The organism is Pectobacterium sp. F1-1 (assembly GCF_025643735.1).
Classification (GTDB): Bacteria; Pseudomonadota; Gammaproteobacteria; order Enterobacterales; family Enterobacteriaceae; genus Pectobacterium; species Pectobacterium colocasium.
Map to the genome: position 1 here is coordinate 2,639,733 of NZ_CP104733.1, position 22,396 is coordinate 2,662,128.

At 51.3% G+C, this 22,396-nt stretch carries 17 protein-coding genes; 11 read left to right on the forward strand and 6 right to left on the reverse strand.

Annotated elements, in window-relative coordinates; translation table 11 throughout:
• Positions 1-3: 3 nt before the first annotated feature.
• Entirely contained in the window at positions 4-492 is a 489-nt protein-coding gene (locus tag NAL19_RS11605) for a sigma-70 family RNA polymerase sigma factor (protein ID WP_263057408.1), read from the forward strand.
• Positions 489-1,292: an anti-sigma factor family protein gene (locus tag NAL19_RS11610; protein WP_263057409.1), complete on the forward strand. Its 804-nt coding sequence runs from the start codon at positions 489-491 to the stop codon at positions 1,290-1,292. The genes NAL19_RS11605 and NAL19_RS11610 overlap by 4 nt, the downstream gene beginning before the upstream one ends.
• A gap of 74 nt (positions 1,293-1,366) precedes the next feature.
• Here the strand turns inward: NAL19_RS11610 and NAL19_RS11615 are convergent, their stop codons facing one another.
• The 3 genes from NAL19_RS11615 to NAL19_RS11625 form a co-directional block, all read right to left on the reverse strand.
• Entirely contained in the window at positions 1,367-1,942 is a 576-nt protein-coding gene (locus NAL19_RS11615; protein ID WP_263057410.1) for a YceI family protein, read from the reverse strand.
• A 234-nt stretch (positions 1,943-2,176) separates the two neighbouring features.
• The gene (locus NAL19_RS11620; protein ID WP_263057411.1) at positions 2,177-3,733 is read right to left on the reverse strand and encodes an EAL domain-containing protein; all 1,557 of its coding nucleotides are present in this window, start codon (positions 3,731-3,733) and stop codon (positions 2,177-2,179) included.
• Between the two features lie 322 nt (positions 3,734-4,055).
• Positions 4,056-4,628 carry a hypothetical protein gene (locus tag NAL19_RS11625; RefSeq protein WP_263057412.1) on the reverse strand — a complete coding sequence of 191 codons (573 nt, stop codon included), beginning with the start codon at positions 4,626-4,628 and terminating at the stop codon, positions 4,056-4,058.
• 220 nt (positions 4,629-4,848) lie between these two features.
• Here NAL19_RS11625 and rstA point away from each other — a divergent pair, with 220 nt between their 5' ends.
• The 7 genes from rstA to NAL19_RS11660 all read left to right on the forward strand — a co-directional run bounded on the left by rstA (position 4,849) and on the right by NAL19_RS11660 (position 12,557).
• Positions 4,849-5,586: a two-component system response regulator RstA gene (gene rstA, locus NAL19_RS11630; protein ID WP_263057413.1), complete on the forward strand. Its 738-nt coding sequence runs from the start codon at positions 4,849-4,851 to the stop codon at positions 5,584-5,586.
• On the forward strand, positions 5,583-6,896 hold the full coding sequence (gene rstB / locus NAL19_RS11635; RefSeq protein WP_263057414.1) for a two-component system sensor histidine kinase RstB: 1,314 nt from the start codon (positions 5,583-5,585) through the stop codon (positions 6,894-6,896). The genes rstA and rstB overlap by 4 nt, the downstream gene beginning before the upstream one ends.
• Before the next feature lie 178 nt (positions 6,897-7,074).
• Positions 7,075-7,485, forward strand: coding sequence for an acid resistance repetitive basic protein Asr (gene asr, locus NAL19_RS11640; protein ID WP_263059704.1), 411 nt, complete (start codon positions 7,075-7,077; stop codon positions 7,483-7,485).
• Between the two features lie 494 nt (positions 7,486-7,979).
• Positions 7,980-8,237: a type 1 fimbrial protein gene (locus NAL19_RS11645; protein WP_263057415.1), complete on the forward strand. Its 258-nt coding sequence runs from the start codon at positions 7,980-7,982 to the stop codon at positions 8,235-8,237.
• 301 nt (positions 8,238-8,538) lie between these two features.
• A complete protein-coding gene (locus NAL19_RS11650) occupies positions 8,539-9,360 on the forward strand; it encodes a trypsin-like serine peptidase (protein WP_225084845.1) in 822 nt (273 codons plus the stop codon).
• Positions 9,361-9,874: 514 nt separating this feature from the next.
• Entirely contained in the window at positions 9,875-11,653 is a 1,779-nt protein-coding gene (locus NAL19_RS11655; RefSeq protein WP_225084846.1) for an EAL domain-containing protein, read from the forward strand.
• A 46-nt stretch (positions 11,654-11,699) separates the two neighbouring features.
• Positions 11,700-12,557, forward strand: a complete 858-nt coding sequence (locus NAL19_RS11660; RefSeq protein WP_263057416.1) for an EcsC family protein — start codon at positions 11,700-11,702, stop codon at positions 12,555-12,557.
• On the opposite strand, the gene hrpA is transcribed toward NAL19_RS11660, so the two are convergent.
• Positions 12,554-16,441, reverse strand: a complete 3,888-nt coding sequence (gene hrpA, locus NAL19_RS11665; RefSeq protein ID WP_263057417.1) for an ATP-dependent RNA helicase HrpA — start codon at positions 16,439-16,441, stop codon at positions 12,554-12,556. The two genes, NAL19_RS11660 and hrpA, sit on opposite strands and share 4 nt — an antisense overlap.
• 348 nt (positions 16,442-16,789) lie before the next feature.
• Here hrpA and NAL19_RS11670 point away from each other — a divergent pair, with 348 nt between their 5' ends.
• Positions 16,790-17,395: an FMN-dependent NADH-azoreductase gene (locus NAL19_RS11670; protein ID WP_263057418.1), complete on the forward strand. Its 606-nt coding sequence runs from the start codon at positions 16,790-16,792 to the stop codon at positions 17,393-17,395.
• 78 nt (positions 17,396-17,473) lie between these two features.
• Here NAL19_RS11670 and NAL19_RS11675 read toward each other — a convergent pair whose 3' ends face one another.
• Entirely contained in the window at positions 17,474-17,707 is a 234-nt protein-coding gene (locus tag NAL19_RS11675) for a YnbE family lipoprotein (protein ID WP_263057419.1), read from the reverse strand.
• A 15-nt stretch (positions 17,708-17,722) separates the two neighbouring features.
• The gene (locus NAL19_RS11680) at positions 17,723-20,314 is read right to left on the reverse strand and encodes a YdbH family protein (protein WP_263057420.1); all 2,592 of its coding nucleotides are present in this window, start codon (positions 20,312-20,314) and stop codon (positions 17,723-17,725) included.
• A 372-nt stretch (positions 20,315-20,686) separates the two neighbouring features.
• Here NAL19_RS11680 and NAL19_RS11685 point away from each other — a divergent pair, with 372 nt between their 5' ends.
• Complete coding sequence (locus tag NAL19_RS11685; protein ID WP_263057421.1) at positions 20,687-22,240, forward strand: methyl-accepting chemotaxis protein; 1,554 nt, start codon at positions 20,687-20,689, stop codon at positions 22,238-22,240.
• Positions 22,241-22,396 lie beyond the last annotated feature (156 nt).

A 22,396-nucleotide genomic window follows, 5' to 3' on the forward strand; every position in this document is an offset into this window, starting at 1 on the left:
CAGTTGACTGCTCATTTGACGCGCCTATGGCGCTATGGACTGGTGCTGTCGCGTAGCCATGAAGTAGCCGAAGAGCTCGTCCAGTCTACCTGCGTTCGTGCGCTCGAAAAGAGTGCACAGTTTACGCCCGGCACGCGTATCGACAGATGGCTTTTTTCCATTCTTCATTCGATATGGATTTCCGAACTGCGCGCACGCCGCGTACGTCAGGGACAAGGGTTTATCGAAAGTGAAGAATTACTGGCACCCGATACCCATGAGCAGGATGACAATCGTCTGCATTACCAGAAAATAATGCAGCGCGTCAGCGCGCTTCCAGAAGCGCAACGCAACACCGTCTTTTTAGTTTATGTCGAAGGGTTTACCTATCAGGAGGCGGCAGAGACGCTATCGGTACCCATCGGCACCATTATGAGCCGACTGGCCGCTGCACGAGGTACGCTGGCGAAATCCATTGATACCCAGCCCTCGGCAAAGGAGAGACTGTCTTGAAAACCATGCGTTTTACGCCCCCTTACAGTGACGAGGCCATCGTTGCCTGGCTGGATGGCGAGATGAACGAAGCCGATGCGCAACGATTCAAGGCGCAACTTGAGGGGGATGAACAGCTTGCAGAGCGCGTCGCGGAACTGATGAAAGGTCAGCTTGATGTTGAAGCCGCCTTCGCCCCTTTACTCGACAAAGCGCCTGAGGCGAGGATGCAGGCCAGGCTGGAGACGTTATTGGCGGAAGCACCGACATCAGCCACACCTTCATCTTATGCCGGTGTCAGCCGTCGTTCACTCATTGCTGCTTCACTCAGTTTTTTGGTGTTGGGATCGGGGCTAGGCTACCTCGCGCGTTCTCCTGGGATGATTCTCAGCGACAGCGAGAAAATTCGCGATCTTGAAGCGCAGTACATGTCGCTGTACCGCGCGGAAACCTTACTCGATGCGGACGACACCACACAGGCCTTGCAACGTGGACTCTCTCGTACTGCTCAGGACATTGGGTTGCCTCTCAATGAGCAACAGCTGACGCTTCCCGATGCAGAATTGAAAATGGTGCGTCTGCTGCGCTATGACCAGACATCGATTGCACAGATTACCTGGTTGCATGCCGAATATGGGCCGATGGCGCTCTGCATTTCCCCCGAACGTCAGACAACGGCCACTGCGCTTAAAAATGAGCAACGCCATGATATGCAGGTTGTCTGGTGGTACGCCCACGGCTATCAGTTTGTCTTAATTGGCCGTAGCCCTGTAGCACCGCTCACAGAAAGTGCACTCAGATTACAAACGTCGCTGGCATAACCCGTGAACGGCCTTCCACACACGGACGATGCCACGTATGGAAGGCCGTTATTTATTTTATAAGGCGTGTCGGGTTAGACGGCGTTTCGGGCTTTCGCCCGGATTTCAATAGTAATCGCGACGCGATCGTCTACCACACCGGTAAACCGATCCATGTTAAAAGACGAGCGCGAAATAGCGGTGGTAGCATGGAGAGACAGTGAACCGTCATGAGATGCCGCTCCGACCTGTTCTTCAAGCGTGGCTTCCAGAATGACCGGACGTTGAACGTTTTTTACCGACAGTGAACCAAAAACCCGAAAGTGCCCCTTCCCCAGTGCCACAACCCTGCTGCTAGTGAAAATAATATCGGGATAGTGCTCAGCATCAAAAAACAGGCTGCTTTTTAACTGGTAGGTCAGCAGACTGTTGGAAGCCTGTAACGTCGTGATGGGGATTTTCACATCAATACGGTCATTCATTTCCTTTTCAGCGTCCAGTGTAATGTTGCCCGTCACGCCATTGAGAGAGGCTTGTGACAGGTGACCAAATGCTTGCCATGACAGCGCAATGGCCGTGTCATCAGTGGCAACGGTGTAGTTAAGAGGCATAGCATGCAACAGTGGACTAATGAGCAGTCCGGCGGCCAATACGGGAAGGATACGCGTCATAACAGGATTCTCCTCAAAGTAAACAACGCGTAAACGCTCAGGCGTGCTAATTTATTCGGTCAAACCTGATTATTTTTCTCGATACGGAGAAAATATCGAGCGTTGATGGTAGGCGGGCTTTGCGTTAAAGCCCTGCCACAAAGACATCGCCGGATATTTCATGCTATGTCTTCTTCTGTTGCATCTTGCACGGTCGTTAAGTTACGGCCCGTAATGTGGGAACCAACATAAAAATCAGGGACACACGACGTGATTTTCTTCCTGATTGATTAACAGGCTCTCAATATTTTTTGCTGACAATGAACGATAAAAAAGCCACCTCTGAATTAAGCAACTCGCATCAATTCCTCTGGCAATCGCTAATTGATCAGCCTCTTCAACGCCTTCAAAAACAATATCTTTCCCCATATCTTTAATGAGTGAGCAGATTGCATGCAATATCTTTTCTTTATTCTTGTTGTCCAGGTTTTTCATTAACGAACCGTCAAGCTTAACTTCATCGAATCTGAAACCGGTAAGCCATGCCAAATTCGAATTCGCCACACCAAAATCATCAATCGCCAGTTTGATGTTCATTTTTGCTGCATGCTCAGCAAAAAGCTGGATTTCCTTTTGCGATAACTGGCAGCGCTCTGATATTTCCAATTTTATCTGTTCAGCTTCAACACGATGTAGAGTACACACCTCAATCAATCGGTTGATGAAAGCCGGATCGCTAATCTCATGATCGGTTATATTTATAGACAGCGTCAACTTCCTGTTTTCATTGAGAACAGCTGCCATCTCTTTTACTGACGTTCTTATTACAAAGTCAGATATTTTTGAATAAAATCCGATTTTTTCTGAAATCTTTATAAAAATCTCAGGAGAAACAGAGCCATGTATACCATCACGCCACCTGACTAGCGCCTCAAGAGCCGCTATTTTCCCATCAATAGCGTTCACCATCGGTTGATATTCAAGAAAAATATCCCCTCTCTTAATGGATTTCTTCAAACGGGATTTCAGCGATTGTCTTTTATCAACAATATTCAAGCAGAAGAAAGTCAGGAACCCACCCAGCATCAATGCGACCACCATAACAAAAGACAGGAGACCCGGTGTGAGCGACAGCAACCCGCTGCGCGCATTTTGAGCCATCACGCAAAACCGCCATTGGGGACTACAAAGACTCGTGTTGGCGGTAAATATTTTTCTCAGTAACGGATTACCTGAAGCAACATATTCTTTCGAATTCGATTCAAAATACTTCTGCGATTTATCCGCTGATGTCATAACGAAATATCCATCCGCCACAGTATTCAATATACTCTCATAGGTTCCTCGCGCGACAAACACCGCAGCATGGCCTTGATAGAGGCCAATATTGTTATACAGAGTTTTGCTATTATTTTTCACCTCAATAAACACTGGCTTATTATTTTCCGCTTCATTCTTAACAGTAATATACAGAGGAGGGATCACCTCTCCCCAAAAGGCACTACAATCAATCCGATTTTCTTTTAAAGAAGCAACATCTTCAATATTGAGATGACGCCATCTTATCATTCTTAATTTTTCAATGTAGTTTGGCGAACAAATATCATCATCAATAGCATTAATATCACCCAATGCAGACAGTGCTTGTTCTGCTAAGATTTCAGTCTGAAAGCGTAACTTTTCAGAACGCAATGTTAATTTATTTTCCTGATGATTAATCAATAATTCATTTAATGAAAACAAAAAAGAAAATGAGATAACAACCATCATAAAAATGGTTGTTGTTATCTTTTTAAATCCTGAAAAACGCATCGCAGTCCAATGTCAGTTAATACTCAAAAGAGCATTTAATCCAGACCAGCGATAGTAACCAGATGAAATTTTCGTGTCCAGTTCTTTCAAAAACATGCAATAAAAATTAGCACGTTTTTATAATTCACTTCGGTTAATAAATCAGCCCCATGTTATTAAGAAACATCAATTTAAAATCGATAAGTAACCTTTTTATTACATAAAGAAATAACCGACCAGTCACACATTAATGTATTTCATATACATAATACGGATAATTATTGCCCCCCGTCGCCCACCGATATGCACGCCCCCGAAAGCACGTGCAACAAGATAACAGTAACTATTTCGCCTCTTTTTTCTTCGCCCGAACCTTGCGCTGGTACGCTTTATTGTCGGCGACATACGCCAGATACGCCGCACGCGTCAGGCCGCCGGTTCGCAGAGCAAAGGCATCGTAGGTGGTATCAGGCGGAAAATCGAACTCGGCCAAAACCTGTTCCCATGCTTCACGGTGTGAAGGATTGTGTAGTGTTTTATCGTAATCAGGGAAACCGCTACCCGCAAAGCATTCGGCTGATACGCTGCTATAAGCGCCATTGTTCATATAGCTACGGCCAGCCCTGAAAACCGTATCCTGGCTGTCTTTATTGATCGAACAGGGCCCCCATGACAGGCGATAATCGCTTTTCTGGGCGCTGATACTGGAGCCATAGCCAACCGGAAACAGAATGTCCTCTTCCGCCAGCATTTTCGACCCCATATACGCATAGTTACCGCGCAGAAAAGCGTCATCGCAGATAAAATAGCCATCACGAACGGTGATAACATCCCATTCAGGCGACAATGGCGCCAACCCAAAATAAGGGCGTAAGGCTTCCTGCATCCAGCTGTTTATCTGGTCAATTGGTTTCATCTTCAGCGCAGTTCCCTGTGGAATAATCGGTAACGGTGGCGTGGCCGTTCTCGGCAAACAACGAGATTCCGCTGCGATATCGCCTAAAAAAACCTGCTCCGCAGCTTATCTAATTCGGTCAAGTAAACAAACACTTAACACCCATTTACGCTTCATTTCTCGTTTATCGCCTATCATCAGGCTATGCTATCAGGAATGAGATGGGGATGACGTAGATACCATGCATAAGATTGTTTTTATAGAAGATGATACCGAGGTAGGGAAATTGATCGCGGCCTACCTCGGCAAGCATGACATTGATGTTCAGGTTGAAGCGCGCGGCGATCAGGCATTGGCCTTTATTGAACAACAGCAGCCCGACCTTGTGCTGTTGGACATCATGCTGCCCGGCAAAGACGGCATGACAATCTGTCGGGAATTGCGGCCACAGTACAGCGGCCCGATTGTGCTGCTGACGTCGCTGGACAGCGATATGAATCATATTCTGGCGCTGGAAATGGGTGCCGATGACTACATTCTGAAAACCACACCACCCGCCGTGTTGCTCGCTCGTCTGCGTTTGCATTTACGCCAGTACGCCACTGCGCCACAGGCTGTAGCGGAAAAAGCGGCACCCGCCGCATTGCAGGTGCACAAATCCCTGCACTTCGGCCTGCTCTGTATCGATCCGGTTAATCGGGAAGTGACGTTAGGGCAAGAGCACATCGTGTTATCCACCGCAGATTTCGATCTGCTTTGGCAACTGGCGACCCACGCCGGCCACATCATGGATCGGGATGCACTGCTGAAAAACCTGCGCGGCGTCACCTACGATGGTATGGATCGCAGCATTGACGTTGCGATTTCCCGCCTGCGTAAAAAACTGTACGACAACCCGCTGGAGCCGTTCCGTATCAAAACGGTGCGCAACAAAGGCTACCTGTTCGCCCCTAATACCTGGGAGAGCGTCACGCTATGAGAAAGCTGTTCGTCCAGTTTTTTCTATTGCTGTTCGCCTGCTTTGTCGTCATGACGCTACTGGTCGGGCTGGTCTATAAAGTCACGGCCGAACGCGCTGGCCGTCAGTCCATGGATGACCTGATGAAAAGCTCGCTGTATCTCATTCGTAATGAACTGCGCGCGATTCCGCCCCGCGACTGGCATAAAACGATCAACCAACTTGATTTAAACCTGTCGTTCAAACTGCACATCGAACCGGTGAGCAAATATGCGCTGAGCCCCAAGAATCGTCAGCGCCTGAATGAGGGGGAAATTATCGCGCTGGATGATGAATATACGTTTATCCAACGCATCCCTCGCAGCCACTATGTTCTCGCCGTCGGCCCTATTCCCTATCTGTTCTTCCTGCACGAAATGCGGCTGCTGGATTTACTGCTGGTGATGCTGATTGGGCTGTCGCTGGCGCTGCCGGTTTTCTTATGGATGCGGCCACACTGGCAGGCGATGTTAAAACTGGAGAATGCCGCGCAGCGCCTGGGGGATGGTCATCTGGAGGAGCGTATTCACTTCGATAGCACTTCCAGCCTGTTCCGGCTTGGCATCGCCTTCAACCGCATGGCGGATAATCTGAACCAGCTCATCAACAGTAAAAAGCAGCTGATTGATAATATTGCCCACGAGCTGCGTACGCCGTTGGTCAGGCTGCGCTATCGGCTAGCCATGAGCGACAACCTGACGGAAGACGAGCAGCAGGCGTTAAACCGGGATATTGGTCAGCTTGAAGCGCTCATTGACGAGCTGCTGACCTATGCCAGACTCGACCGTCCGCAGGTGACGTTACACCTTACCAATATTGATATTCCTGCGTGGTTACAGGCAAAAATTGACGATTTTCGGCTGATCCACCCTGATAAACAGATTTCGCTGGAGATGCCCCATTCAGCGCAAATTGGCGCACTCGATCTGCGCCTGATGGAGCGGGTTCTGAATAACCTGGTCGGTAACGGATTACGCTTCTGCCACAACCGATTACACATCAGCCTGACATCCAACGCTGAGCATATCGCCTGTCTGCAAGTCGAAGATGACGGCCCTGGCATTGCCCCCGAAAGCCGGGAAAGCGTTTTTGAACCGTTTATCCGTCTGGAAGCCGGTATCGAGAATAGCAGCGGCGGGTGTGGGCTCGGGCTGGCCATTGTTCATGCTATCGCTCGGGCTTACGAGGGCAGTATTACCGTGGACGAAAGCCCGCTCGGCGGCGCGCGCTTCCGCTTTTGCTGGCCAGTAAAAACCACGACAGCGCAGGCTGCCATCACCAGTCAGCACTAGCACCGAGGCGGCGGTAACCCCGCCGTTTTTCTTCAGTTCCCCTCGTTTTCCTGGCTTGTACATTAGGTTACACGCCGAAACCAATTACTCACTGAAGCCGCTCTCTGTTTCTCCTATTCTCTCTTCACCGGCCCAACCGAGGGCTACGAAACGTGAATGAGATAACGAGGAAATGATGATGAATAAAGTATTAGTTATGATCGCAGGTGCGGCACTGGGTCTGTCCTCTGTAGCGTTTGCCGCGGATACCGTAACCAGCACGCCTGCTCAGCCTATGGCGACCACGTCTGCTCCGGCTAAAGCCGTTCACCATAAAAAACAGGTGAAAAAAGCGAAACCAGCCGCTGAACAAAAAGCGCAGGCTGCCAAAAAACACGTGAAGAAAGCGAAACCAGCCCCTGCGCAGAAAGCGCAGGCTGCCAAGAAACACGTGAAGAAAGCGAAACCAGCCCCTGCGCAGAAAGCGCAGGCTGCCAAGAAACACGTGAAGAAAGCGAAACCAGCCCCTGCGCAGAAAGCGCAGGCTGCCAAGAAACACGTGAAGAAAGCAAAAACTGCAAAACCTGCTGATACTACGCCAGCAGCGTAATTGGTAAGCATCCACGCCTTCCGATAAGAAGGCGTCGTTTTCGGCCAGTCCTGACTTGAATCACATCGCTAAGGGCTGACCACAATAAAACCACGAACAAACACCCGGTTTACCGGGTGTTTATTTCATCGGGGGATAGGAAAATGATGCGTCGTTACTCATTTGAAATTATGTTATCCCTCGTTTTGCTCTGTGGCATTATCACCCTGAGTTTTTTTCTCTAGTCCATAATGCTTCTGCATTGCGCAGTGATGAATAAAGCTCACCAGATTAAAGAACGTTACAAGCAATAATGCGCGATATGATATTTGTTCGCCTGACGACGTTAAAGAATAAACCAGAAAATTTCAAATAGTTACGAATCCAGCCAAACAAAAATTCCAGAATAATAAAGTTTTATCATTCAGCGCCGTTTATATCATTACACTCCGGGCAATACCGAGAACGTCATAATGAAAAAAATCCTGCCAATATCTGCCCTAGCGATCTGCCTTATGGCTGCTACATCGTATACCTTCGCCTCCTCTTCATCGACGGGCGTCATCCGCTTTGTGGGTGCCATCGTCGAGCCCGTTTGTAATGTGACGACACAGGCAAGTAATGTGGCCGTCAGTTGCGAACGACAGGGGGAAGTACAAACGCTACAAATGAAAAGCGGTGCACAATACGCGGTGTTACCACAAGGCATCGGTTCTGTGAGCGCGAAAAACGTGAGTTCACATGCGCGTATCGTGATCGTCAGCTACGAATAAGCGTGATGACACCACGAGATGCCGTTTACTGATGCAAAAACGCTACGCCACAGAAAATCGTGGCATAGCGTTTGAAGTGGCATAGCGTTTGAAATAGTGGGACACCGTGAAGCACGCCGCAGAAACCATTTTGCCGCTCGGTCACCCTCCTCCTGCCACCGCCCAGTGATGTCACGCACCGCCTTTTACACTCAATAACACTTTAATTTTCAGTCCCTCACCAACAAATACATCTATAGTTAATCCAACACGCTATATTTAGCGCCTCAAGATGACGTTTATCATAAGGTTTATTCACTACATGCGCATATCAGCCTGGTTGTTATGTTCATTATCATTTATCTCCCCGCTAAGTTGGGCTGAGTCTTCACCAACCGATACCGACGCACAGAAGCAGCAACAAATCTTATTTTTCAACCACGACGATCGGGATATTGTTCCTGATACGGCAGTCTGGCCGTGGCAAGCTATTGGGCAGTTGGAAACCGCCAGCGGGAACCTCTGCACTGCGACGCTGATTTCCCCCCATCTGGCGCTGACGGCTGGGCATTGCGTCGTCACGCCACCGAAAGGCGAGATCGATAAACCGGTCGCGCTGCGCTTTCTGGCGACAGAAAATGGCTGGCGTTACGAAACGACGGAAGTTGAAGCGTTGGCGAATAAAACACTCGCCAAAAAATTGAAAGCCGACGGCGAAGGATGGATCGTGCCGCCCTCCGCAGCACCACTGGATTATGCCCTGATTCGGCTAAAGCAAACGCCGCCGGGGATTCGCCCGCTTCCGCTCTGGCAAGGCAGTCGTCAGGAATTGATGCAGGCGTTGAAAGATAACGGTCAGCGCGTCACGCAAGCTGGTTACCCGGAAGATCATCAGGAGACGCTGTATCGCCACCAAAACTGTGTGATCACGGGCTGGGTTCACACCGCCGTGATGGCACACCAGTGCGATACGCTGCCGGGTGATAGCGGTTCCCCCCTCATGCTGAATTCAGCGGCAGGCTGGGTGCTCATGGGCATTCAAAGCTCTGCGCCCGATGCCAGTGAGCGCGATCGGGCCGATAATCGTGCCGTTTCCGTTACCGCGATTCGTCAGCAGTTAGAAACATTGGCAAAACAACGCTAACTCCCCCGTCATAGACGCACAACCGCCAGGCAAAAACTGTTAATTCAGGGAGAGTCTGGCGTCAATCACTTCCCCTCAGCAGCATGGTATAAAAAAATATCTGTTCTATTCTTATCAGAGATATAGGTTAATCCTCCATATTGTTACTGTAACAAGTGATTCAGCTCACTAAACGCGGCCAACGTACATGTCACTTGAAGTATGAGGAGTATATCAGGATGTTATTTTTATCTTATGGAACATGTCATTTCTTATAATTAGATTCTCATTTATTCGCAGAGCATTTTCTCGGCTAAACCCTTTATCTGCACTCGCAAGTTATCGGAAAATATCATAAATTCATATCGTGCATTGAAAACCGAAAACATGATTTAAGACAAAAAACGTCGAAACCTTAACGGAAAGATAAAGGTAGTATAATAAGTTACCTCAATTTTTAGCCTCTATGTTATTGTGTCACCGTTAAATTAAATTGATGTCGTCGCGATTATTATTGCGAAAAGGAAGAGTCTACATGTTAAAACATTTGAGTCATGACGAAAAGAAACGCATGCAGACTCTCGACGAATTAAAAAAAACCGATAGTTCTCAAGACGATATTCTTCAGAAACTCACAAAATTGGCCTGCCAACTGCTCGAAGCCCCAACGGCACTCGTGACGCTAACCGGCACCAAATCTCTGCACGTTAAAGCAAAAACTCATTTCCCTTTGGATGATATGGATAAAATCGGTTCATTCGACCATTTTACCGTACAAACGGGTCAATCCTTTATCTGTCCCGATGCTATTCAGGACGAACGTTTTAACGATAGTCCTTACGTAACGGGCAAACCGTTTATCCGTTTTTATGCTGGCGTTCCGCTTAAAACCAAAGAAGGCTATTCTATTGGAACGTTCTGCATTATTGATTATATACCGCGCACTTTCAGTAAAATCCAACTGCGGTTACTGCACGATTTAGCCGCCATTGCGATGGTATTAATGGAATACCGCAACGCGATTGGGCTAATTGATGCGGTGACTCTGTTGCCTAACCGTCAACGTTTGATTGACGACATCAGCCACATTACCGACATCCACGAGCGCTACCTGCTTATTCTGATTGATACCATCGACATTTCTTATGCCTATGAAATGGGATGCGCGCTTGGGATGCCAACGGTAGAAGGCCTGCTGAAAGATATCGGCATCTTCCTGCGCCTCAGTTTAAGCACGCCAGAGAATATTTACTGCGCCGCGGTAGGCCGCTTCGCTCTTTTGGTGAAAGCGGATAAAAAAGAACAGGTGCTGGCGGAGCTCGACGCCTGCGCCGAACGAATTCATGAAAGCATTACCAGCCATATTCCACTCAAACTGGAATTTTTCGTTGGCTATACTGAATTCCAAATTCCGGCCAACGATCCTCAGCGAATCCTGCGTGAGTCCATGAGCGCGCTACGTGCCGCTATCATCAGGAATATTCGCCAGTTCGCCTACAACTACGAGGCCGATAAGGCACAGCAAATCGCCTTTACCTTGCTCAATGAACTGGCCGATGTGTTGCAGAACAACAAACCGGGTCTCTATCTGGTTTATCAGCCGAAATTGTGTATCAAGACCAATACCGTCATCGGCGCCGAAGCGCTGATTCGCTGGCGTCATCCCGATTTGGGTGAGATTTACCCTGACCAGTTTATTCCGCTCGCGGAAGGTACCACGCTGATGCGTCCGTTAACGGATTGGGTAACCCGGGAAGCGGCATGCCAGGTGAAACAGTGGCGTCAGGAGGGGTTTAGCTTCCCGGTATCGATTAACGTTTCTGCCAGAAATTTCTCCGAGAATGACTTTATCCCACGCCTTATCACCATTCTGGAGAATCACGGCCTTACCCCTCAGGACATTGACATCGAGTGTGTCGAGACGCAGAAAATCGTCGAAAGCACTGAAACGCTCGCCATCATTCAAACGCTACAACAGCTCGGATTTACTATCGCCCTTGATGATTTTGGCACGGGATATAGCAACCTAAGCTATCTGCGCAATATCCCTTCTACGGTGATAAAGCTGGATAAGTCATTGATTAAAGATATCAAAACTGACCATAAAAGCCGTGTCATTGTAGAATCGATTATCAGCATGCTGCACAAACTCAACTACGTAGTGCTGGCGGAAGGCGTGGAAAATAAAGAAACGCTCGACTATCTGGCCTGTTTTGGCTGTGACGAAGTACAGGGCTACTATTTTTCCCGCCCCCTTCCTCCAGAGGCCTTTACCATCTGGTTAACGACGCATTCATCACAAACGCCGACATAGCATCCCCGTTAGGCGGACTATTCAACAAACGGTATGGAGAACGCGCATGACGCTTCTTACGTCGCAGGATGAGCTCGCTATCAGAAATGCCATGGCTCTGCTGGAAGCCCCCTCTTTTGCAATACAGGCGGCGAATCTGGTTGGAAAACCGATTGAATGGAGCCTATCAAAGTTGCCTGCCATGGTGAAAAACAAAATACAGGATGTGGTTCACACGGCGCTATACAAAGCGGTAGACGCTGCGCTCTATACGCTGGACGATGCGCCCGCTCGCGTGGCATCCCCAAAGACTCATAAGCTGGCCGTCGCCGCGTCCGGCGCCGTCAGCGGTTTTTTTGGCGCGGCTGGCTTGCTGGTCGAACTGCCTGTCAGCACCACGATCATGATGCGTTCCGTCGCGGATATCGCTCGCAGCGAAGGGTTCTCCCTCACCGATCTTTCCGTCAAAGCCGCTTGTGTGGAAGTTTTCGCGCTCGGTGGGCCACAAGAAAGCGACGACGCTGCCGATTCCGCCTATTACACCTCACGCGCCGTTCTGGCCGACATCACCAGACATACTACACGTGAATTAATCGGCATCGCTGGCAAGAAAAGCGCAGGAAAAGCCTCTGCCCGAATGAGTACCTCGCAGGCAGGAAAAACGCTGGCAAAGCTGATTGACGCCGTCGCCACCAGACTGGGAGTGACCATGACGGAAAAAATGGCCGCGCAGATTGTTCCGGTGATTGGTGCCGCCAGCGGCGCAGCCATTAATACGCTGTTTATTCATCATTACCAAAACATGGCAAAAGGCCACTTCATCATAAAACGTCTGGAGCAGACCTATGGTGAAGACGCGATCAGGTCGGCTTACCTTGAGCTTAAAAACAGCCATCGCCGACCTGATGTGATAACCAGCGATTAGCCTTCAACCTGCTCCATCGCCTGCAATACGCGCTTATCCGAAATCGGGAACGGCGTTCCCAACTGCTGGGCAAAGTAGCTAACACGCAGCTCTTCAAGCATCCAGCGCACGGCTTTCACCTCGTCATCGTCACGTCGCTCCGCAGGCAACTTGTTCCACCACTGTTGCCATGCCTGTTGAACCTGCTCCACCTTCAACATCTGTGCCCGGTCACGGTGGACATCCTGCGCCAGCTTCTCCAGACGTCGCTCTATCGCTTGCAGGTAGCGCAGCACGTCAGGCAGGCGCTGCCAGCCGTTTTCGGTCACAAAGCCGCGGAAGACCAGACCGTTCATCTGACTCTTGATATCGCTTAGCGCCAGCGCCATCGCCATGTCTACGCGCCCTTTCAGGCGCTTGTTAATGGTGAAAACGGCCGTCAGAATTTGCTCAACCTGTTTGGCGATATCCACTACCGTCTCGTTAAGCTCCGCGCGCACTTTTTCATGCAGTTGCTGGAAGGCTTCTTCCTGCCAGACCGGACCGCCAGCTGACTCAATCAGCTTATCCACCGCGCAAGCGATACAGTCATCGATGAGATCCAACACTTTGCCATACGGGTTGAAATAGAGGCCGAGTTTCGCCTTGTTCGGCAGCTTGTCATGCAGATATTTGATCGGTGACGGAATATTTAACAGCAACAGACGACGCAGCCCCTGCCGCATCACCTGCTGTTGCTGGTGCGGCGTATCAAACAGACGAATCGCCACGCTATCCTTTTCATCCACCAACGCCGGATAGGCTTTAACCGAGTAGCCGCCCCGTTTCTGCTCATAGCAGTCCGGCAACGAACCAAAGCTCCAGACGTGCAAACCGCGCTGCTCCAGCCCGTCATCCGCCACGGATGACAGTGTTTGCTGCACTTTATCTTTGAGCTGATCTTTCAGCGCGTTCAGGTCTTTGCCTTCCCGCTGCGTCCGGTTCTTCTCATCGATGACGCGGAACGTGATTTTCAGATGATCGGGCACCTGATCCCACTGCCACGCCTCGCGCGGCACCGTCACACCCGTCATCAGTCGTAACTCACGCTCCAGCGCCTCCAGCAATCCCTTCTCTAATGGCGTAGTACGCGCCAGAAACGCCTCGGCATAATTTGGCGCGGGAACAAAGTTACGACGTAACGGTTTGGGCAACGATTTAATCAGCGCAATCGTCAGCTCACGACGCACGCCGGGGATCTGCCACTCAAAGCCTTCTTCACGCACCTGATTGAGGATAGGTAACGGAATATGCACCGTCACCCCATCCGCATCCGCGCCCGGTTCAAATTGATAAGACAGCCGTAATTTCAGGCTACCCTGATGCCAGAAGTTCGGATAATCCAGCGCGCTGACCTTCTCCGCACCGTCTTTAATCAGCATGCTCTTTTCAAAATTAAGCAGGTCGGCATTATCCCGGCTGGCGGCTTTCCACCACTTGTCAAAGTGGCGCGACGAGATGACATCGTGGGGCAAGCGCTGATCGTAGAAAGCAAACAGCGTCTCGTCATCCACCAGAATGTCGCGGCGGCGCGATTTGTGTTCTAAATCTTCAACCTCCGCCAGTAGCTTAAGGTTGGCACGGAAAAAGGCGTGATGCGTTTGCCAGTCCCCTTCCACCAGCGCATGGCGGATGAACATCTCACGCGCCAGCGTTGGATCGATTTGGCTGTAGTTCACCTTGCGCGCCGCAACAATCGGCAGCCCGAAAAGCGTCACCTTCTCCTGCGCCATCACGGTGCCCTGCGCTTTTTCCCAGTGAGGCTCGCTGTAGCTCCGCTTAATTAGATGCTGAGCCAGCGGCTCGATCCACTCGGGCTCAATACGCGCCGCGATACGTCCCCACAGGCGGCTGGTTTCCACCAGTTCAGCCACCATCGTCCACTTAGGCGGCTTCTTGAAGAGACCGGAGCCAGGGAAAATCGCAAACCGAGCGTTACGCGCACCGCTGAACTCCTGTTTCTCAATATCTTTCTGCCCGATATGCGATAGCAAACCAGTAAGCAGTGAGCAGTGAATGCTTAGGTAATCGGCGGGTTCACTGTTGACCGGTAGTCCCAGTTCCTTCACCACCTGACGCAACTGCGTGTAAATATCCTGCCATTCGCGCACGCGCAGATAGTTAAGGAAATCCGTACGGCACTGGCGACGGAACTGGCTGGATGACAGCGCCTTTTGCTGGTCACGCAGATAGTCCCACAGATTGACGAAAGCCAGAAAATCGGAGTCTTTATCCGCAAAACGACGGTGTTTCTCATCCGATGCCTGCTTCTTATCCAACGGCCTTTCGCGCGGATCCTGAATCGACAGCGCGGCGGTGATGATCATCACTTCACGCACACAGCCGGTTTTACGCGCTTCCAGCACCATTCGCGCCAAACGTGGATCGATCGGCAATTGCGCCAACTGTTGCCCCTGCGGCGTCAGGCGGTAATGCCCATTTTCCGCCAGGTTAATCGCGCCTAACTCCTCCAGTAACCGCACGCCGTCCTGAATATTGCGCTTATCCGGCGCTTCAACAAACGGGAATGCGGCGATATCGCCAAGCCCCAGCGACGTCATTTGCAGAATAACGGAAGCCAGATTGGTGCGAAGAATTTCAGGATCGGTAAATTCAGGCCGCGACAGGAAATCCTGTTCAGAGTAGAGACGAATACACACCCCAGCGGCGACACGGCCACAGCGTCCTTTACGCTGATTCGCCGACGCCTGAGAGACAGGTTCAATCGGCAGGCGCTGTACCTTGGTGCGGAAACTGTAGCGGCTGATGCGCGCGGTGCCCGGATCGATGACATAGCGAATCCCCGGCACGGTGAGCGAGGTTTCCGCTACGTTGGTCGCCAGCACGATGCGGCGGCCATGATGTGACTGAAAGACGCGGTTCTGTTCCTGATTAGATAAACGCGCGTACAGCGGGAGAATTTCGGTATGCGGCAAGTCCAGACGGGTCAGCGCCTCTGCCGTATCGCGAATTTCACGTTCGCCGCTCATGAAGATCAGAATATCCCCCGGCCCTTCGCGCGTCAGCTCGTCTACCGCATCAAAAATCGCCTGTAGCTGATCGCGTTCGCTGTCGTCGGCGTCTTCCACCACGGGACGGTAGCGCACATCAACCGGATACGTTCGACCAGACACTTCGATGATTGGTGCGTGATTAAAGTGGCGAGAGAAGCGCTGCGGATCGATGGTCGCTGACGTAATAATGACTTTCAAATCAGGACGTTTTGGTAACAGCTGACGCAAATAGCCCATAATGAAGTCGATGTTCAGGCTGCGCTCGTGTGCTTCATCGATGATCAGCGTGTCATACTGCATCAATAGGCGATCCTGCTGAATTTCAGCCAGCAGAATACCGTCGGTCATCAGTTTGACCAGAGTATTGTCACTCACCTGATCGTTAAAACGAACTTTATAGCCGACGCTGCCGCCCAACGGCGTTTCCAACTCAGCGGCAATGCGGTCAGCAACGGTTCTGGCAGCCAGACGACGCGGCTGCGTATGGCCAATCAGGCCATGCACGCCACGACCCAGTTCGAGACAGATCTTCGGCAACTGCGTGGTCTTCCCCGACCCTGTCTCGCCCGCGACGATAATCACCTGGTGGTGACGCAGCGCCTCCAGTATCTCGTCTTTTTTCTGACTAACGGGAAGCTGTTCAGGGTAGTGAATCGCCGGGCAGCTTGCCCGCCGGTTCTCGACCTTCTGGCGTGCCGCGACAATTTCCCCCTCAATTTCCTGCGCGATCGCCGCCTGCGCCTGCGGGCTGCTGACCTTCTCTGCGCCCTGCAAACGACGGCGTAGACGTTGCCGATCGCGAAGCATTAGCTCACTTAACTGCGTAGATAATGCACTGAGAGGTGATTTCACGTTGCTCTTCCTTAATTGTTTCTCTAATTCTGTTCTCTACCGGGACAATGCTTGTTGCCGAATCTGGCTCGATTGAACCTAACCTGATTTCAAGGCACCGCATGTTTAAACCATGAAAATGGTTAAGCCGTGGGGATTTTTAAGACGTGGATAGTAGCACATTGTCATAAGCGGCTCTAATCGCCCCGCGCAGTCTTATTCAAACGTCATGCAAACATCGTCTTATTCAAGAAAATCGAATAAAGACCTCGAATATTTGCACTTTTCACTTGCCAGAGCACCGCATAAGATGTGACACATCAAAGGGCGTTATGTTGCCGCCCACTTCAATCACTAAAGGAATTGGCAATGAGCAAAGTATTGGTTCTGAAATCAAGCATTCTGGCAGGTTATTCTCAGTCAAACCAACTGGCCGACCACTTCACCGCCGAATGGCAGTCTGCACATCCAAACGACAGCATCACCGTACGCGACCTGGCCGCTCAACCGATCCCGGTTCTTGATGGCGAGTTAGTCGGCGCACTGCGTCCTTCCGATGCCACGCTGACCCCGCGCCAACAGGAAGCCCTGAAACTGTCCGACGATCTGATCGCGGAACTGCAAGCGCATGACATTATCGTGATTGCCGCACCAATGTATAACTTCAACATTCCTACCCAGTTGAAGAACTACTTCGACTTGGTTGCCCGCGCGGGTGTGACGTTCCGCTACACCGAGCAAGGCCCAGAAGGTCTGGTGAAAGGTAAACGCGCTATCGTCTTAACCAGCCGTGGCGGTATCCATAAAGGCACACCAACCGATCTGCTGGAACCGTACCTGCGCGTCTTCCTGGGCTTCCTCGGCCTGACCGACCTTGAATTCGTGTTCGCAGAAGGCTATGGCTACGGCCCAGATGTGGCGCAGAAAGCCACTGAAGCAGCAAAAACCCAGCTTTCTCAACTGGTTACAGCATAAAAAATCACTGCCCGTATGAATAACGGGCATAACGGATCATTGTTACCGACCTTGCCATATCTTGATTTTATTGGCTAATTATTGCGCGCCCACGGGCGCGCTTTTCTTTATCTCATCACCGGCCGCATTGTCCGACTTTTCCAGCAGTTGCGTCGCTTCTTTGTCCGCTTTGATATGAATTTCATGTTCGATCTTCACGTTCATATTAATGGTAATCGGCTCTTTGGGCGCAGCTACTTCGATGCGCGGCACGCATCCCGTCAGGAAAACAACTGCGCAACCTACCGCCAGCAATGTCTCGCTCTTGTTCATTGTTCTGCCTTGAATTTATTCATTTGCCTGCTGCTCCAGCGTATCCCGCAAGTTATCGCCAAAACGTAAGCTGCGCCATAGCTGGAAGATATTCTCCTGATGACGATAGTTAAGAAGAACCTGTCGGTTCGCACTGAGCTGTGGATTTTTCCCCTGCACCTGCGACGTTAACGTCAGTTCGCCCTGATTATTCAGATCAAGCGTGGCATAGGAACGCCCTATTTCCAGATAACGCAGCCAGTCAATCGCCGCGCCGCCCGCTAGATTTTTACTCGCTAATTCATCGGCCAGTTGGTTATCCAACCGCAGCGTCAGGAAGCCATCATTGGTAATTCGCCCGCCTTCAATCAACATGGTCGGGTGATTAAAATTCAACGGAAGCGTACCGCTCACACGCCCGGACAGAGCGAATTGTTTTTGCTTCAATACCGTCAGCAGTTCGCTGAGATCCACACTTTTAACGGTGAACAACGCGGGTTCACGCTGCGGCCAGCGCAGCGTCGACAGGCCGATATGCCCATCCAATACGTCCATATCAGCCTGGGACATAATCAGCGGTCGCCGCTCGCTATACGGATAAAACCCTTGTAGATCGACACGGATATTGCTCATCCGAAACAGGTTATCCAGCACGTCAATGCGCAACGTGACAGGCTGCCTGATACCCAGTTGCCAGCGCTGATCTTTCAGACGGTAAGGCAGGACAAAGTTTACGCCGCTGACTTCACCATCCTGTAACCACAATCCGCCATTCTTCACGACCCAATGCCCACCGGCGCTGAACCCTTCTTTACGTGCGGCGGAAAAGGCCGCCTGTGCGTAAAACTGTCCGGCGCGAATGTTCATTTTCAGCAGTGGGGAAAGCAGGGGTTGAAACACCTTAAGCGGCTGCGTCGGCCACCACGCACCACCGCGCAGTCGTTCCCCATCCCAGCGTCCGCGCAACCTCACCGGGCCGATATCCTCAGCCTGTAGCTGCCCCTGTAGCAGGAAATCATCCGGGCTACGCCCCTGCATTGCCAGCGTTAGCAACGAAGGTGGCAGATAGCCGCCGTTGCTGAAATGCGTCCGCTCTGAGGCCAACTGCAACGCCCCTTGAAAATGTTCCCCGGAACGGGCGCGCTGCCAACGGATTGGATCAGTAATCGTCAACCGAGGCTGATGTACTGTCACCATGCCGTAGCCCAACTGATCTAAGCCGCTCGACAGTTGGCTGATTTCAATCAGCGTATCCTGCCATTGGCCTCGCCCGGTTACATCCCACTGACCTTTCAGCGGCGGCAGATGACCATTGCCCCAATAACGCCATTGCCACTGCCCTTGATCCGGCCAGAAATCCTGCGCCAGACCATCAAGGTGCAGGTTCACACGCCCCCAATATTCCTCCCGCGCCTTCACAATCGCCTGTAGTCGTCCATTCACGCCAGTCGCACTGACCCGAACGCCCGCCAGCGGCCAGCGCGCCTCCTCCAGATAAACCTGCGGCGCAGGTGTTCCCCAGGCGCGCAGCAGCGCCCCAGGTAAAAGAGCGAGTTCAGGATTGAGAATCGATCCCTGCAACACCCCCGGTAGCGTCGCCGTCAGAGAAAGTGCCGGTAAGTTAGCCTGCCCGGTAAGCTGAAAGCGCAATTCACTGTTGAGCAAACCAATATTACCCGGTCCCAGCACCAGCACGGCGTTCGCTTTGCCGTTATGCCCTTGCGTCAACATGTTCAAACGCGCAGTAATCGTGGTAGCGTCTAGTCCTTTCCGCCAGTGCTGTAAGGTCATGGCGACTTGCCCAGAGAGCGGCTGAGCGGCATAAGGCCAGCGCCAGATGCCGTTAGTCACCTGGATCACCTCATCCGTCAGTTGCCACGGTAGCGATATCAGCGGCGCGTCATCATTCGCCGCATTCAGCACCAGTTCACCTTGCTGGTTATGCCAGTCCAGCAGGAGCGAAAGCGGGTCCGGCGTCTGCCCTGAATCCAGCTTTCCCGTCAGTCGCCCCTGTATCGGGGCCGCATCCAGCGTATCGGCCAGCGCCATCTCGCCGCTGAGCTGTAAACGTACGAATCCCGCTGGCGTGGCGAGCATGCTCTCATGCAGAGTCAGCTGTGCCTCATTCAGCGCTGCCCTCACCACCAGTTGATCGCCCTGATAATCGAGCGTTTGTCGCCGTTTTCCGTCACTACTGAGCCGCACCTGTCCGGCATAATCCTGCCAGGGCTGTAGCGTAAACGCCTTTATCTGAATATCGGCAGCCGGCAATCGCTGTTGCCACTGCGCCAGCTGCGCTGGCGGCTCGGTGCCGCTACTCGCAGGTACATATTGCAGGCAGTCACTGTTTAACGTCACGGCATCAATATCAACATGCCAGCGCCAGCGGTGCCAACGCAACGTCATATTCCTTACGTCAACAAGCGCGCACTCCCCGGCCATCATACGGAACCCCTCGCTATGTAGCCCACCGCTCTGCCAGCCAAGTGTCCCATTCACGGACAAAGACACCTCCGCTGGTAGCCAGACTGTGGCGATACGCGGCAGCCACTGCGGCAGTGTCCGCCAGAAAAGAAACAGCAGCGCGACAAGGAGAAAGGTAACTGGAAGTGCATGTTTTTTAATCATTAGCGCGAGTTAAGCATCCTGTTCAATAGCGGTAAAATGTCGTCCTGCATGCCCTTGTCGATTATTCATTCACAAATAGCTCTTTTTGTTAACAAACAATCCTATCCATCTCACATTTACCACCATTGTGCGTACATGCTCATTACCCTTTCGTGGTAAAATGTTTAATTGAGGTTATATTTTGTAATGAATCACGTTATCTCATCATGAACAACGCGTTTACGGGTGGATATCAGGATTATCTCCTTCTGCCCGAGTCGCCTTAAAAAAAGCAATGAGCAACCTGAACCATTACCGCTATCCGCAGATTCATCTCCGTGGGTATGCCTCAGCTAAATCAGTATTCGGACACAGCATATCAAGGACTGCTTCATGCGTAACAACACCCCTGTCACCGACCGCCAGCTCCCTCTTTCTGAAAAAACCCGACTGATGTCGGTCACTACGCCAGAAAGCCATATTACCTACGCAAACAAAGATTTCATTGACGTCAGCGGCTACAGCACTGATGAGTTAATGGGGCAGCCCCATAATCTTATCCGACACCCAGATATGCCACCAGCCGCCTTCGCGGATATGTGGAAAACGCTGCGTGCGGGCAATATCTGGACGGGGATTGTGAAAAATCGGTGTAAAAATGGCGACCATTACTGGGTAAAATCCAGCACCACGCCGTTGAGAAAAGGCGGTGAGATTAGCGGATATATGTCCGTTCGCACGGCGGCATCACCCGAAGAAATCCGTCAGGCCGAAGCGCTCTACGCCAGCGCAAACGAAGGTAAACTGAAATACCGAACCTTCCATCATGGCCTGCTCATTTATACCGGGCCATTGCGTATTCTAAGCCTGTTTAAAACCATGCCGCTACGCTGGCGCATCCGCAGCTATTTTCTGCTCTTTAGCCTGATCCCACTGCTCACAGCCTATTCCCTTTTGGCGGGAACCGCATTGGCTTCCGTACTCTTCCCGCTGCTCATTGCCTGCTGTTTTGTTAGTGGCGAGCTTCTGGTGCACCATGTTGCTCGCCCCATCGAGCAAATTCTGTCTCAGGCCATGCGTTCCGCGGCCGGGCAGGCAGATAATCTGACACAGCTTAATCGCGTGGATGAAATTGGCATGTTAATGCGGGCAGTCAACCAGTCCGGTATGAATTTCCGTACTTTCGTGGACGATGTGAATACCAATCTGAGCGAGCTGAAAAACGCCTGTAATGAAATCGCGCAGGGTAACCATACGCTAGCGCAGTGCTGCGAGGAAACGGAAGAAAGCCTGCAACAAACCGCTGCTTCCGTGGAACAGCTTACCGCAACGATAAAAAGCAATGCGGAAGCTTCACTTCAGGCTTCGATGTATACACAGGATGTGAATCAGGCCGTGAACTCTGGCGAGCAGGCCGTCAGCCAGGTCTCTACTACCATGGAGACGATCACACGTTCCAGCGAACGCATTACCGATATCGTCAGCGTGATGGATAATCTCGCGTTCCAGACCAATATCCTGGCCGTGAACGCCGCCGTCGAAGCCGCACATGCCGGGGAACAGGGTAAGAGCTTTGCGGTAGTCGCCAGTGAAGTTCGTTCGCTGGCACAGCGCAGCGCGTCCTCTTCCAGCGATATTTCAACCATCATTGACGAAACGCTGAATAGCATCCGTACCGGTGAACAACAGGTATTGCATACACACAAATCCATGAGCAATATTCTGCTTCAGGTTCAGCACGTCACCAACTTAATGAATGAGATCAGCCTCGCCACGCAGGAGCAATCTCTGGGATTGGAACAAATCAATGAAGCGGTAAACCGCATTGATGAACTCACGCACCAGAATACCGCGCTGGCCAGTCAGTCACATTCGGCCACCGATCATCTACAACAGCAGATATCAAGCATGGTGCAGGCGGCATCAGTCTTCAGCCTTTCCCGCTAATCTCCTCTTCACGGGCGCTTCACGTCAGGGCGCCCTTCGCCGCCTTTTCTCGCTATTTCTCCCCCCCCCTTCAGCATGCGTTTTCCACAGTGCAAATTCACAGACACATAATATACTTAGCAAGTGAATGCTTTTGGTCATAGGCACATGCGTTTG